This window comes from Oceanisphaera sp. (assembly GCF_052084945.1).
GTDB lineage: Bacteria > Pseudomonadota > Gammaproteobacteria > Enterobacterales > Aeromonadaceae > Oceanimonas.
Genome location: NZ_JBQDEX010000001.1, coordinates 14,207 through 29,000 on the forward strand (window position 1 = coordinate 14,207; position 14,794 = coordinate 29,000).

At 46.7% G+C, this 14,794-nt stretch carries 9 protein-coding genes; 6 read left to right on the top strand and 3 right to left on the bottom strand.

The annotated features are described in order from the left end of the window. Positions 1–142: 142 nt before the first annotated feature. The gene (gene fabV, locus ACTHY5_RS00055) at positions 143–1,342 is read right to left on the bottom strand and encodes an enoyl-ACP reductase FabV (RefSeq protein WP_441874728.1); all 1,200 of its coding nucleotides are present in this window, start codon (positions 1,340–1,342) and stop codon (positions 143–145) included. 268 nt (positions 1,343–1,610) lie between these two features. Here fabV and ACTHY5_RS00060 point away from each other — a divergent pair, with 268 nt between their 5' ends. The 5 genes from ACTHY5_RS00060 (at position 1,611) to ACTHY5_RS00080 (ending at position 7,162) form a co-directional block, all read left to right on the top strand. Next, positions 1,611–3,359 carry a DEAD/DEAH box helicase gene (locus ACTHY5_RS00060; protein WP_441874730.1) on the top strand — a complete coding sequence of 583 codons (1,749 nt, stop codon included), beginning with the start codon at positions 1,611–1,613 and terminating at the stop codon, positions 3,357–3,359. 9 nt (positions 3,360–3,368) lie between these two features. Then, on the top strand, positions 3,369–4,808 hold the full coding sequence (gene dacB, locus ACTHY5_RS00065; RefSeq protein ID WP_441874732.1) for a D-alanyl-D-alanine carboxypeptidase/D-alanyl-D-alanine endopeptidase: 1,440 nt from the start codon (positions 3,369–3,371) through the stop codon (positions 4,806–4,808). Between the two features lie 118 nt (positions 4,809–4,926). Then, a complete protein-coding gene (locus ACTHY5_RS00070; RefSeq protein ID WP_208004097.1) occupies positions 4,927–5,193 on the top strand; it encodes a GrxA family glutaredoxin in 267 nt (88 codons plus the stop codon). A 182-nt stretch (positions 5,194–5,375) separates the two neighbouring features. After that, a complete protein-coding gene (locus ACTHY5_RS00075) occupies positions 5,376–6,590 on the top strand; it encodes a pyridoxal phosphate-dependent aminotransferase (protein WP_441874734.1) in 1,215 nt (404 codons plus the stop codon). Positions 6,591–6,616: 26 nt separating this feature from the next. Continuing rightward, positions 6,617–7,162, top strand: a complete 546-nt coding sequence (locus ACTHY5_RS00080) for a DUF1439 domain-containing protein (protein WP_441874735.1) — start codon at positions 6,617–6,619, stop codon at positions 7,160–7,162. A gap of 23 nt (positions 7,163–7,185) precedes the next feature. On the opposite strand, the gene ACTHY5_RS00085 is transcribed toward ACTHY5_RS00080, so the two are convergent. Together ACTHY5_RS00085 and purL are read right to left on the bottom strand one after the other, a co-directional pair. Further along, positions 7,186–8,919, bottom strand: coding sequence for a putative bifunctional diguanylate cyclase/phosphodiesterase (locus tag ACTHY5_RS00085; protein WP_441874737.1), 1,734 nt, complete (start codon positions 8,917–8,919; stop codon positions 7,186–7,188). Between the two features lie 172 nt (positions 8,920–9,091). Then, positions 9,092–12,982 carry a phosphoribosylformylglycinamidine synthase gene (purL, locus tag ACTHY5_RS00090; protein WP_441874739.1) on the bottom strand — a complete coding sequence of 1,297 codons (3,891 nt, stop codon included), beginning with the start codon at positions 12,980–12,982 and terminating at the stop codon, positions 9,092–9,094. Positions 12,983–13,347: 365 nt separating this feature from the next. On the opposite strand from purL, the gene mltF reads away from it, so the two are divergent. Then, a complete protein-coding gene (gene mltF / locus ACTHY5_RS00095; protein WP_441874741.1) occupies positions 13,348–14,766 on the top strand; it encodes a membrane-bound lytic murein transglycosylase MltF in 1,419 nt (472 codons plus the stop codon). Positions 14,767–14,794 lie beyond the last annotated feature (28 nt).

Genomic DNA, 14,794 nt, shown 5'->3' on the forward strand with positions numbered 1-14,794 from the left:
ATGCCGAACAAAGGCGCTACTTCAGCTTCCTCTTGATACTGTATTTAAATAGAACAAATATTTAGTGTGATTGGTATCAACTACCAAGCTCACAAAAAAGCCCGGCTGAACTATTTAACCGGGCTTTTCGCTAGGCACGCAATTAGGCTAGTGTTATCACATCAAAATCGACCTCTGGGCTCACATCTTCGTCATAATCAACACCGGTTAAACCAAAGCCAAACAAACGCAAAAATTCATCTTTATAGCCTTGGTAATCAGTTAACTGATAAATATTATCGTCTTTTACCTGTGCCCAAATCTCGCGACAGGCATCTTGTACCTCGTCGCGTAACTCCCAATCATCGAGGCGTAGACGGTTTTGCTCATCCACTGGTGCTGCCTCTGGGCCGTATAAGCGGTCAGTAAACAAGCGCTGAATTTGCTCAATACACCCCTCGTGAATGCCCTGCTCTTTCATCACTTTAAAAGCCATGGAGATATACAAAGGCATAACAGGAATTGCCGCAGAGGCTTGGGTCACCACTGATTTTAGTACTGCCACATGGGCGTTACCGCCTTTGGCTTTTAACTGGGCATCAATAGCGTGGGCGGCGCGGTCTAAATCTTCTTTGGCTTTACCTAAGGTGCCGTGCCAATAAATGGGCCAAGTTAGGCTAGTGCCAATGTAAGAATAAGCAACCGACTTAGCGCCATCGGCTAATACACCCGCATCGCTCAGTGCATCCATCCACAATTCCCAGTCTTGCCCCCCCATTACATCTATGGTGTCAGCAATTTCTTGCTCATTAGCTGGCTCCACTTCGGCTTCAATTAACACATCTTTATTGGTGTCTAATGCGGTCGACTTATAAACGTCACCTATGGGCTTAAGTGCTGAGCGCACGACTTCACCACTGTCTGGCATTTTACGCACAGGTGAAGCCAATGAATAAACCACTAAGTCAATTTGACCCAAATCTTGTTTAATTAGCTCAATCACTTGCTCACGACAGGCATGAGAAAACGCGTCGCCATTAATGCTTTTGGCATATAGACCTTGCTCTTTGGCAACTTTTTCAAAGGCTGCCGAGTTATACCATCCTGCAGAGCCTGTTTTACGCTCAGTAGCAGGCTTTTCAAAGAACACCCCAATGGTGGCCGCATCGCTACCAAAAGCGGCGTTAATACGTGACGCTAAGCCGTAACCGGTGGAGGCACCGATCACCAATACTTTTTTGGGCCCCTCTTTGAGCTGGCCTTTGGCTTTAACGTAGGCAATTTGCTCACGCACGTTCGCCTCACAGCCAACAGGGTGGGTTGTTGTACAAATAAAGCCTCGAACCTTAGGTTTGATGATCATAGCGTTGTTTGCCTCGGTTATTTTAGAAAGGTGCTTAAGATACCTTATTCTAAAGCAAAAGTGAGCAGCAACCAAAGTTGGGGGCGTAAAGACACAAGCTAGACGCTTAAAGCACACCGCCAACCTACTATTGAGGCACAATATAACGGTATCGGTAGTTAACTTCTCGCTCTCAGCTTTAGGCTTCCCGCTTTGCCCGTATACTTTGATTTTTGTATCGTTTGTTAGCACACTGCACTTTGTTATCTGACTATGCCCAAGGACTGTCATGTTTACCCTTCGCCCCTACCAGCAAGAGGCTGTTGATCGCACTCTTAACTATTTTCGTCGCCACGACGATCCGGCGGTATTGGTGCTGCCGACAGGGGCGGGAAAAAGTTTAGTGATAGCTGAGCTGGCTCGCCTTGCGCGAGGGCGGGTATTGGTTTTAGCCCACGTTAAAGAGCTGGTCGAACAAAACCACAGTAAGTATCAAAGCTATGGTCAAGCAGCTGCGATTTTTTCAGCAGGCCTAGGCAAAAAGCAAGCCGATACCCAGGTGGTGTTTGGCTCAGTACAGTCGGTGGCGCGTAATTTGGATGCGTTTGCCAACTTTAGCTTAGTCGTTATTGATGAATGCCACCGTGTTTCAGATGATGAAAACAGCCAATATTTACAAGTTATTCAGCATTTGCGCCAATCGAACACCCGATTAAAAGTACTGGGGCTGACTGCTACGCCCTATCGACTCGGCATGGGGTGGATTTATCAGCTGCATTATCACGGCATGGTACGCAGCCGTGGGCCGCGTTTTTTTAAACACTGTATTTTTGAATTGCCACTGCGCCTGATGATAAAACAAGGTTATTTAACCCCCCCAGATATCGTTGACGCTCCTATAGTGCATTATGATTTTTCTCGTCTTTATGAACAGGGGCTATTTAGCGAGCATGACCTTGAAAAAGAACTGGCACGCCAGCCTAGAGTGACTCCTCATATAGTGCAGCAAATTCAAGATTATGCCCAAGAGAGAGTGGGCGTGATGGTGTTTGCCAGTACAGTTCGTCATGCCAAAGAAGTGGCCAGCCTACTACCAAAGGCACAAACGGCAGTGATCACCGGCGATACTCCCAGTATCGAGCGTGATGATATTATTGGCCGCTTTAAAGCCCGAGAAATTAAATTTCTAGTAAATGTGTCAGTACTCACCACCGGCTTTGATGCTCCGCATGTGGATGTGATTGCCCTACTGAGGCCTACGCAATCGGTGGCCTTATACCAGCAAATAATTGGCCGCGGCCTCAGGTTAAGCCCTAATAAAAGCGACTGCTTAGTACTAGATTATGCCGCCAACAACATGGATCTGTTTGCCCCCGATGTGGGGGAGCCACGCCCCCACCCCGACACCACACAAGTACAGGTATTGTGCCCTGCCTGTGGGTTTGCCAATATTTTTTGGGGAAAAGTTGATCAACAAGGCCACATATTGGAACACTTTGGTCGCCGCTGCCAAGGGCTCTTCGAGTCAGACGATGATGAGACGCTTGGCGAACCTTGCGGCTATCGTTTTCGCTTTAAATCGTGCCCACAATGCATGGCAGAAAATGATATTGCCGCTCGCCAATGTCATGACTGTGGACAGCTGCTAGTGGATCCCGATAAAAAACTAAAAGAAGCCCTCGCCCTTAAAGATGCGTTGGTGCTGCGCTGCGCCGGCATTAGCTTAACAGAGAGCAGCAATAAGTTTGGCCCTGCGTTACAGGTCACTTATTACGATGAAGATGGCACAGAATTACAGCAATGGTATGCTTTTGATACCAAAGGGAAGCAAGGACGATTTTTTTTGGAGTTTGTGCGACCACATTGGCCAGCTCCTGGATTAGAGCCCAGTTTTAACTCGCTGACTGAGGTAATAGCCTGTGCCGAAAGGTTTCGCCACCCTGATTTTGTGATTGCCCGCCAGCACAAACGTCATTGGAAAATAAAAGAAACCTTATTCGATTACCAAGGACGGTTTCGCACCGCCCATTCGTTATAAAGAGTACTTATGAAATCCTATTTTATTGGGCTTATTGGCCTTATTGCTCACTTTGGCGTGAACGCAACCGTGCCAGTAACCACAGCCCCTCCAGCCAACAGTCAAACAGCTTGGATACTAGCCGATGCAACGACCGGTGAGGTGGAGTCGAGCCACAATGCACAGCTATTATTAAAACCGGCATCAACGCAAAAGTTACTTACCACTTTAGCAGGCGCCTTAGCCTTAGGGCCTGATTGGCGTTATAAAACTCAAGTGCGCTATAACGGTCAATTACGAGACGATCAGCTTGTCGGTGACGTACTCATTGATTTTGTAGGTGACCCATCACTCACCCGTGAACAATTACAAGCGCTCTTAAAACGCACCGGCATTCGCCGCATTAACGGCAATGTTTTGCTTAATCAGCAGCGCTTTAGTGGATATGATCGCGGTAATGGGTGGTCGTGGAATGATTTAAGCGTGTGCTATACCTCACCGGTATCGGCATTAATTTTAGACCGAAACTGTGTGCAAGGTGCACTGTATGCACGCCCCAACCAAGCAGCACGAGCCACAGTACCGGCTCACCAACCAGTGAGTATTAGCGCAAAGGTTGATGTATTAAATCGTACTGAACAAAAGCGGCAATTTTGTTCGTTAGAAGTAGAAATGACCCCACCTAATCAATACCGCCTAACAGGGTGTATTGGTCCACGCAAAGAGCCATGGCCTTTGCGTTTTGCCATTCAAGATGTTGATGCTTGGGGGACTGATCTGACGCGCTGGGCACTAAAACAGAACGGTATTCATCTATCAGGTGGCATTAAGGCCAGCCATATTACCGCCAGCGATTGGCCGGTGTTAGCACATCATCATTCACCACCGCTAAAAGAATTAAGTCGGCGTATTTTAGAACGCTCTGATAATTTATATGCCGACAGCTTGCTCCGTACCTTAGGGGCAGAGCACTTTAATCAAGCCGGCAGCTTTAGTAATGGTACTCAAGCGGTACGTGACATATTACAACAAGAGGCCAACATTGACCTTGGCCCAGCCTGGCTTGCCGATGGCTCAGGGTTATCTGCACATAATATTGTGCGTGCCCAAGATTTATTAGCAGTATTGCTGACCATAACACAAGACCCGCGAGCCAACTGGCTTATGGGACTACTGCCCGTAAGTGGGGAAAGTGGGACTTTGCGCTACAGACGCAGCGTACAAAGCGCGACGCTGAAAGGAAAAATAACAGCCAAAACTGGCACTATTTCTCATGTACAAAATTTAGCCGGCTTTATTGATACCCATACAGGACAGCGCAAAGCCTTTGTATTACTACAAAATGGGCTTTCAATTAGTCCGCAACATGAAAAAAATATAGCAGCAGGTCAAGGAGAATGGCCAGCCAGACGTTTTGAGCGCGAATGGCTAGAAGCGCAGGTGTTAGGGAACAGCGACCAAACCAACTGAATAACATCCCTAGTATGACCTTGGGGATTATGTTTTGCGAATAGGCGTCACGCTTACGGCTGACAGCTGTCCCCTAGACCTGTTAAACTGCGTAATATAAATAAATGAGGAGTAATATATGTTTACCGTTATTTTTGGCCGCCCTGGTTGCCCATTCTGTGTACGCGCTAAAGAATTAGCAGAAAAGCTAACCGAAGAGCGTGACGATTTTAACTTTCGCTATATCGATATTCATGCCGAAGGCATCTCTAAGGAAGATCTAGAAAAAACCGTAGGAAAACCGGTAGAAACGGTACCACAAATTTTTGTTGATCAAGAACATGTAGGCGGCTATACCGAGTTTGAAGCATATGCCAAGGCTAATTTAGGCTTGTTTCAAGAGTAAAAGCACCGTGATTATGTGCGATTTTATCACTCAACGCACAAAGTGAGACGACAACCAGCGCAGATGCATTGCCAGTTAGGTATTATCATCATGCTCGCTATAGCTGATGCTGACTATGCGTGTTGTCCTTAATGTTAAGCTAAAGCGTATCGCTACTTCTTTTTCCGAGGCCGTTTGTATTCATGTACACCCTAGATAAATCACATAAATTAGCTAACGTCTGTTACGACATACGTGGTCCGGTTCATAAAGAAGCAAGACGCTTAGAAGATGAAGGCCACCGCATTCTTAAGCTCAACATAGGTAACCCCGCCACGTTTGGTTTTGATGCCCCGGAAGAGTTACTTAAAGATGCCATTGTTAATATGCCAACCAGCCAAGGGTATTGTGAGTCTAAAGGCTTATTTTCAGCCCGTAAGGCGATTATGCAGTATTATCAACAAAAGGGGTTGCGCACCATTGATGTAGAAGACATCTACATTGGTAATGGCGTCTCTGAGCTGATTGTAATGGCCATGCAGGCCTTGCTAAATAATGGCGATGAGATTTTAGTTCCCTCTCCAGATTACCCACTGTGGACCGCCGCAGTTACCTTATCTGGTGGCAATGCGGTGCATTATCAGTGTGACGAGCAAGCCGACTGGTATCCTGACTTAGATGATATTCGCGCTAAAATTACCCCTCGCACCAAAGGCATCGTGCTTATCAACCCCAATAATCCAACTGGGGCTGTTTATGGCAGCGAGTTTTTACTAGAGGTGATTGAAGTTGCACGTCAGCATAATCTTATTATTTTTGCTGACGAAATTTACGATAAGATTTTATATGATGATGTAGCACATCATTCAGTATGTTCCTTATGTGACGATGTGCTAGTGGCCACTTTTAACGGCTTGTCTAAAAGCTATCGCGCAGCTGGCTTTCGCCAAGGCTGGATGATGATAAGTGGGCCTAAGCATCAAGCGAAAGGCTATATAGAAGGCCTAGAAATGTTGTCGTCTATGCGACTGTGTGCCAACGTACCCATGCAGCACTCTATTCAAGCCGCCCTTGGCGGTTATCAAAGTATTAATGAGCTAGTGCTGCCTAATGGTCGCTTGCGCCAACAACGTGATTTAGCTTGGCAATTGCTCAACGATATTCCGGGCGTCTCTTGTGTTAAGCCCAAAGGCGCTATTTATTTATTTCCGCGCCTAGATCCTAAAGTTTACAATATTAAAGACGATCAAAAGATGGTCTATGACTTATTGTTACAAGAAAAGTTACTCATTGTGCAAGGCACCGGCTTTAACTGGCCTACCCCCGATCACTTTCGTTTAGTCACTCTACCTCGGGTTGAAGTGTTAGAAGATGCTATTGGTCGTCTGGCGCGTTTTCTTAAACACTATCAACAGTAATAACTCGAGAAAACAGGGGCTGAATAATGAAAGTAATACTGTTATTCATGATGCTCAGCATCAGTATGGGGGCGGGGGCACAAACCCTTACGCTAACTGAGCATCAGCTGAATACAGAACTAAATCAACAGTTAGGTAAAGCGTTTCCTGTTAGCTTAGGGCAGTGGCTGTCGGCATCGATAAAAATGCAAGATATGCAGGTTACTCTTGGGCGCCAAAGCCCCGATAAGGCCAGAGTGATGGGTGACGCGCTTATTGCACTTAACCAAGGCCAGCAGCAATACCATTGGCATGTTACGGGTGACTTTAGCGCTCGCCCTCGCTATAACAACGAAACCGGCGCGCTATTTTTAGATGAGTTTGAACTGATTAATTATCGTGTTCATCAAGGTGAAAGCGCATCACAAGCGCGGTTTATATTGCCTATTTTATTGCAAGGGTTAACCGGATACTTATCAAAGTACCCTGTGTATACTTTGGATGAGCAAGTACCTTTACAGCGCCAGCTAAAAGAAAGCATGGTGAGCCTTGCCATTAGCCCAGGTAAAATATTATTACACGGCATTGATTAAGCGCTTACTGCAGCTTTATTGAATTATGTATTGAGGTAGTCTGCTAGCTCGTTTGCATGCAGGGGGGGAGCTAACAATCGCCCTTGCACACCATAACAGCCGTGATGGCGTAGGAATTGCCACTGGGCTTGTGTCTCAACACCACAGGCAATCACTTTCATCTTTAATGATTCAGATAATAATAATAATGAACGTATTACTGACTGCGAAAATGTACATTCAAACTTGCTAAATAAACCGCGGTCAAGCTTAATTCCATCAATGGGAAGCTGATTAAGCACAGTAAAATTAAAGCGCCCCTCCCCTACTTTATTTAAATAAATACTCATGCCTACCGCTCTTAGTTGGGCCAACGTCTTGCTGAGTGATTCACTGCGGCGCATAAGGTAGTCACTGCAAAGCTCTAACGTAAAGTCGGCTGGGTTTACGCCTTGTTGTTGCAATAAAGCCACTAAAGGCGCCACCCTTAATTGCTCTAACTCTAACCCACTTAAGTTAACACTAATACCGCCCTGCCAATCGAGATGCTCACGCCAATGACGCAACTGCGCTGCAGCCTCAATAAACACCCACTCTGCCAGTCGGTATAAAGAGCCAGCGGCGGCGGCGGCAGATAAAAATTGTCCAGGGTAGAGTACACCAAGCTGAGGGTGCTGCCAGCGCAATAATACCTCTAGGCTAAGTAGCTGTTTGTTTTCAGTAGCCAATATTGGTTGATATTGTAAAAAAAACTGATTATCGCTAATCGCTTGATGAAAATCAGCAGTAAGGCGTTGCTGATCTTGTAATTGAGCATATTGGCTTTGATCAAAAAAGCAGATTTTACTGCAGCTATTACGCTTAGCCTGATACATGGCCATATCTGCATAACGTAACAGGCTATCAATGTCTTTACCCTGTTCAGGGTAAAAGCTCACCCCCATACTTGCACCAACACTTAACTCATAATCGCCTACTTTAACCGGAGCTTTAAGCTCCATTAGCAGTTGTTCGGCTTTATGCTGCAACTGAGCAATAGTACGGGTATCACGTAACACAATAACAAATTCATCGCCACCAATACGGGCAAGTAGTCCCGTCTTATCCATTTGATCTTGTAGTCGAGCAGCTAACTCTTTAAGTACCTGATCACCCACCCCATGGCCAAAGTTATCATTCACCGGCTTAAAGCGGTCAAGGTCAATAAACAACAAGGCTAGCGATTCATGTTTAGCCAGTTTACAGGTGAGTTGGCTAAACCAGCTCAGTAAAAAAGTGCGGTTAGCCGTTCCAGTTAGTGCATCATGGTGCGCTAAAAAGCTAAGCTGTTTTTGTGATGCTTTAAGTTGGCTCACATCATCAATAATGCCAAGAATATGCTCAACTTGACCTTGATTGTCTTTAATTAAATGCAGCATTAATTGATGGGTAACAAGCACCCCTTGCTGGTTGTAATGCGCCACCTCCCCCTGCCATTGCTGTTGCTGATGAAGCTGCTGCCAAATATCACGATAATAACGTCGCCGATGTAAGCTACCGCTGAGGTTGGTGATATGTACGCCACGTAGCTGCGAGTCATCTAACTCACTTAACGTACAAAAAGCTTGGTTCACTTCCAGTACTCGCCCCCGAGCATCCATGACCACTACCCCCTCTTGTATGTGGTTCATAATTTGCCGGGTTAAATTAAAAGAGGTAGCTGTCAACTCTTTAAGACTGTCACTATTGTTCTTATGCAGAACAGTAGGGGCAGTCCACAACAATTCACCATTATCCATAAGGGTATTTAACTCGTTGAGTAAAGCAAATGCGAATATGACGGGGTATTGCTAGCCCAATGATTAATTGCCAAGTAAAAGGTAATTAACCTATCAATCATATAGGCTCTCGCAGCAAATAAAAAGCCCACTTTGCGTGGGCTTTTTTTATAGTGGGAGGCAAGTCGCAATATTAGCCGATATTTTTCCGCGCATTACGGAAAATACGCATCCAGCCACCATCTTCCCCCCATGTATCTGGGTGCCAAGAGTTAGCGACAGTACGAAACACCCGCTCAGGGTGGGGCATCATAATAGTCACACGGCCATCTTGACTGCTCAGCCCAGTAATACCATTGGCAGACCCATTGGGGTTAGCCGGATACTGCTCTGTGGCTTGCCCTTGGTTATTTACAAAACGCATCGCGACTGTGCCACTGGCTTCAATAGCGCTCATATTTGCATTAACAGTTTGAATACGTCCTTCACCATGAGACACGGCAATCGGCAAACGAGAGCCCGCCATGCCCGACAAGAACAAGCTAGGCGATTCTTGTACTTCAACTAAGCTAAAGCGGGCTTCAAAGCGCTCTGATTGGTTGCGTACAAAATCCGGCCAATGCGCAGCCCCAGGAATGAGGTCACGTAAGCGAGAGAGCATTTGGCAACCATTACATACCCCTAAAGCGAAGCTGTCTTCACGCGCAAAAAATGCACCAAACTGAGCACGCAGTGCGTCGTTAAACAGCACCGACTTAGCCCAGCCACCGCCTGCGCCCAGCACATCACCATAAGAGAAACCACCACAGGCAACCATGCCAGAAAATTCATCTAAGCGATAGCGCCCACTTTGTAAGTCGCTCATGTGTACATCTACTGCAGCAAAACCGGCACGATCAAAAGCCGCAGCCATTTCTACGTGTGAGTTAACGCCTTGTTCACGTAAAATAGCCATACGTGGTTGCACACCTTTAGCAATATAAGGTGCGGCAATGTCTTGTTTAGGATCAAAGCTAAGCTCAACTGATAAGCCTGGGTTGTCAGCGGCCAGTTTAGCGTCATATTCAGCTTGTGCGGTTTCAGGGTTATCACGCAGCGCTTGCATCTGGTAGCTAGTTTCTGACCATAACCGACGCAGTTCACGACGAGATTCGCTATAAACCTCTTGCCCGCCATAAAAGAAGCGCAACTGATCATCTTGATTAGGAGCACCAATCACATGACTACAACTGGCCAAACCATGACCAGCCAAACAAGTGAGTACGGCTTCTTTATCTGCTTGGCGCACTTGTATTACCGCACCTAACTCTTCATTAAATAAAGCGGCAAGGTTATCGCTGCCTAATAAGTCAAGTTCAATATCTAAACCAGTGTTACCCGCAAACCCCATTTCAGCTAAGGTGACAAATAATCCCCCATCGCCTTTATCGTGGTAGGCCAATAACTGCTTGTCTGCCACTAAGGCTTGCATGGCATAAAAGAAATTTTTCAATAACGCAGGGCTGTCAAGATCGGCTGGGGTATCACCTAACTGCCGGTATACTTGCGCTAATGCCGACGCCCCCAAGCGATTCTTGCCATTGCCTAAGTCAACCAAGATAAGGCTTGTATCACCCTGATCGGTGCGTAACCAAGGAGTGACGGTATTGCGAATATCTGTTACTCGAGCAAAGGCGGTGATCACCAATGATAAGGGCGAGGTGACTGATTTATCTTCGCCCGCTTCCTGCCAACTGGTTTTCATCGACATTGAGTCTTTGCCCACAGGAATAGTCAGCTCTAACTCGGGGCACAGTTCTTCACCTACCGCTTTAACAGCTTCATATAAGCCTGCATCTTCCCCAGGGTGGCCGGCGGCGGCCATCCAGTTAGCAGACAGTTTAATATGCTTTAACTCACCAATATCAGTAGCAGCAATATTAGTGATGGACTCAGCTACCGCCAATCGGGCAGAGGCGGCATAGTCAAGCAAGGCCACAGGGGTACGCTCACCCAACGACATAGCCTCGCCCACATAGCTGTCGTAAGAGGCCGCGGTAACCGCACAGTCAGCAACGGGCACCTGCCAAGGCCCCACCATTTGATCGCGAGCCACTAACCCGGTCACACTGCGATCACCAATGGTGATTAAAAAGCCTTTATCAGCCACAGCAGGCAATGTCATTACACGCGCCGCAGCCCCTTTTAGGGTAATGCCACCAAGCTCTAGGGCGGGGCTTTGGTGTTGTTTTGTTTGACCGTCACGCTGCATTTTAGGTGCTTTACCCAATAACACATCGAGTGGCATATCAATCGGCTGATTGTCAAAGTGGCTGTCTGTTAAGCTTAAATGCGGCTCAGTCGTCGCTTCGCCAACCACGGCAAACGGCGCACGCTCGCGGTGACAAATGGCCTCAAATTCAGCTAAACGATCATTGGCAACCGACATCACATAGCGCTCTTGTGATTCATTACACCAAATTTGTAATGGGCTCATGCCCGGTTCATCATTAGGAATATTGCGCAGATCAAAGCGTCCACCGCGCCCACCATCACTCACTAATTCAGGCATGGCATTAGATAAACCGCCTGCTCCCACATCGTGAATAAATTGAATAGGATTATTATTGCCCATGGCCCAGCAACGGTCGATTACTTCTTGGCAACGACGCTCCATTTCTGGGTTATCACGCTGTACTGAGGCAAAATCTAAGTCTTCGCTAGACTGGCCCGAGGTCATACTCGATGCCGCACCGCCGCCCAAGCCAATGTTCATGGCCGGACCGCCCAGCACAATCAGCTTAGCGCCAACAGTGATCTCCCCTTTTTGTACATGCTCGTCACGAATATTGCCAAGGCCACCCGCCAACATAATCGGCTTATGGTAACCACGCACTTCTTCGCCATTAAAGCTAGATACTTTTTCTTCAAAAGTACGGAAATATCCTAACAAGGCTGGACGGCCAAACTCATTATTAAAAGCCGCACCACCTAAAGGGCCATCCAGCATGATGTTAAGCGCACTAACAATACGGTTTGGCTTACCAAAATCTTGTTCCCACGGACGAGGGTAAGTAGGAATGTTTAAGTTAGAGACACTAAAACCAACTAAACCGGCTTTTGGCTTAGAGCCGCGACCGGTAGCACCTTCATCACGAATTTCACCACCGGATCCCGTGGCCGCACCAGCATAAGGCGAGATAGCGGTAGGGTGATTATGAGTCTCTACCTTCATTAAAATATGAATATCTTCTTGATGGTAGCGGTATTCACCGGACTCTGGACTGGCAAAAAAGCGCCCTGCGACCGAGCCACTCATGACAGCGGCGTTGTCTTTATAAGCAGACAGCACATGCTCTGGCACTTGCTCATGAGTGTTCTTAATCATCTTAAACAGCGACTTAGACTGCTCTACACCGTCTATGGTCCAGTCGGCGTTAAAAATTTTATGGCGGCAATGCTCTGAGTTGGCCTGAGCAAACATATACAGTTCAATGTCATTTGGGTTGCGCCCCAACTCAGTAAAGCCAGCTAACAAATAGTCAATTTCATCATCAGCCAACGCCAGCCCTAAGCTTAAATTCGCCTCTACCAGTGCCTCTCGGCCACCGCCTTGTATATCAACAGTGCTAACAGGAGCTGGATCTGCTTGCGCAAAAAGACAGTTAGCAGCTTCTAGTTGGCTAAGCACCACCTCTGTCATAGGGTCAAATAATAAACCGGTTATGGCTGCTAGTTCCGTTTCACTTGGGGGGCGCTCAAAACTTAAATGATAGCTAATGCCACGCTCAATACGCTTAACTTGGCTTAAACCACAGTTATGCGCAATATCAGTGGCTTTGGTCGACCAAGGCGATAAGGTCCCTGGGCGTGGCGTCACTAATACCATTTTGCTATTAGGTGCAGGAGTCGCACTTTGCGCTGGACTATCAAGTAGTTGAGCTAATGTGTGCTGCTCTTGTGCCTCGAGGTTGGCATGAAGAGCAACAAAGTGAACATATTCGGTGGTAATATCAGTCAGTGGCAAATTTTGCTGCTGGGCTTGGCGTACCAAGGCTTGAATTCTAAAACCAGATAAGGCAGCTAAGCCTCTCAGTATTTCCATAGTGGTGATTCTCAATGCGTGAGTGAATGGGGGGGTTGAGAAGTTGGCTGCTATTATAGGATCCCCCCTGTGCTGTGTCGACGCCCATTTAATAAAGCTAAAGCCGCGACTCATAATCCTCTGTCATCACTCATTGCTACAAGCTCAACTGCCACATATAAAAAGCGAGTCCGCTGTCCGTAATAAGCCTGTTGCTCACATCAATGATAAGACTTTCTGACGCGCATCGTTCGCACCTCAAAGAGCTAGTCGACCAGTAAGTGCCCGTATTTGTTTAAGCTAAACGCTTATCGCCGTTCAAAGGCCTTAGACGAAGTCGGTGACTTCTGTTATAAAATGGCCATTATTTATAGTGAGGAGCTGCTTTGCACCGACTTGTATTGCTACTTAACCCTTTACTCCTGTTGGTTATGCTGACAGTAAGCGGCTGTGATCACCCAGCACCACTTACCGATAGCGTCGAACAAATACAAAAACGGGGCAGCCTGCGAGTAGGAACACTTTATCACCCGCTGTATTATTTTTTACGGGATGGCCAAGAAGAAGGCCTCGACTTTGAACTCGCTCAACAATTTTCTGCTTCTTTAGGCGACCAGATCGCGCTAAAGATGGTGCCTGCTTATAGCTTAAATGAGTTATTTAGCCTATTAGATAACGGACAGGTAGATATGCTCGCTGCCGGTCTAACCAACACCGAGCAGCGGCGCAAACTTTATCGCTTTGGACCCAGCTATTATCATATTGAACACACATTAGCGTATCGTAAAGGCCTTACTCGGCCCAAAGATATTCACGATCTCACAGAAGATGTTATTGTGCTGGCAGGCTCTAGCCAAGCAGAATGGTTACATCAACAACAACAAACACACCCCGAATTACCATGGCAAACTAAGCGCGATACCGATGCCGAAGATTTATTGCGTCAAGTAGCAGAAGACAAAGCGGATTATGCCCTCGTCAACGACATTTTATTAGCCAGGACTCAGCGCTATTACCCCAGTGTTGAAGCCGCGTTTACGGTAGGTCAACCGCAAGCAATTGCTTGGATGTTGCCTAACAGTGACGATGACAGTCTCTTAGCATCCATGCTGACGTTTTTTGAACAACAATCGAGCCAAGATACGTTAGCGCGATTACATGAAAAGTATTTTGGTCATGTGCAAAGCTTTGACTATGTTGATACTCGTACCTTTTTACAACGCACCGAGAGTCGACTACCGCAATATCAGCCATTATTTCAACGCTACGCGGGCGAGTTAGACTGGCGCTTACTGGCAGCCATTAGTTATCAAGAGTCACACTGGGATCCTAAAGCTACCTCTTATACTGGGGTGCGTGGCATGATGATGCTCACCGAAGATACAGCCGCGCAAGTCGGCGTAACTAATCGTTTAGATCCCGAACAAAGTATTCGTGGCGGAGCCCAGTATTTAACCTCTATTTTAGCGCGCTTGCCCGATGCGATTCCTCAAGATGAGCGGATTTGGTTTGCCTTAGCAGCTTATAACATTGTCTTAGGTCATGTGTTAGATGTTCGTAGGCTCACGCTGTCTCGTCAACAAGACCCCAATTCTTGGGCACAAGTGAAAGAAAACCTCCCCCTTTTACATCAGCCAAAATGGTATCGCCAAACCCGTTATGGCTATGCTCGAGGGCGTGAGACAAAGCAGTTTGTGAATAATATTCGCCAATATTACCAAAGCTTACAGTGGCAGTATGATGGCCAAATTGATGCCAATTTACCTGAGCAACGCACGATGCCTACCGTCGAAGTCGACATTTAAGAGAAATGTCACTTTACCTAACACAAAA

Coding starts and splice junctions, on each gene's coding strand:
- dacB (WP_441874732.1), top strand. CDS start 3,369: ATGAAATCCTATTTTATTGGGCTTATTGGCCTTATTGCTCACTTTGGC.
- purL (WP_441874739.1), bottom strand. CDS start 12,982: ATGGAAATACTGAGAGGCTTAGCTGCCTTATCTGGTTTTAGAATTCAA.
- ACTHY5_RS00060 (WP_441874730.1), top strand. CDS start 1,611: ATGTTTACCCTTCGCCCCTACCAGCAAGAGGCTGTTGATCGCACTCTT.
- ACTHY5_RS00075 (WP_441874734.1), top strand. CDS start 5,376: ATGTACACCCTAGATAAATCACATAAATTAGCTAACGTCTGTTACGAC.
- ACTHY5_RS00070 (WP_208004097.1), top strand. CDS start 4,927: ATGTTTACCGTTATTTTTGGCCGCCCTGGTTGCCCATTCTGTGTACGC.
- fabV (WP_441874728.1), bottom strand. CDS start 1,342: ATGATCATCAAACCTAAGGTTCGAGGCTTTATTTGTACAACAACCCAC.
- ACTHY5_RS00080 (WP_441874735.1), top strand. CDS start 6,617: ATGAAAGTAATACTGTTATTCATGATGCTCAGCATCAGTATGGGGGCG.
- ACTHY5_RS00085 (WP_441874737.1), bottom strand. CDS start 8,919: ATGGATAATGGTGAATTGTTGTGGACTGCCCCTACTGTTCTGCATAAG.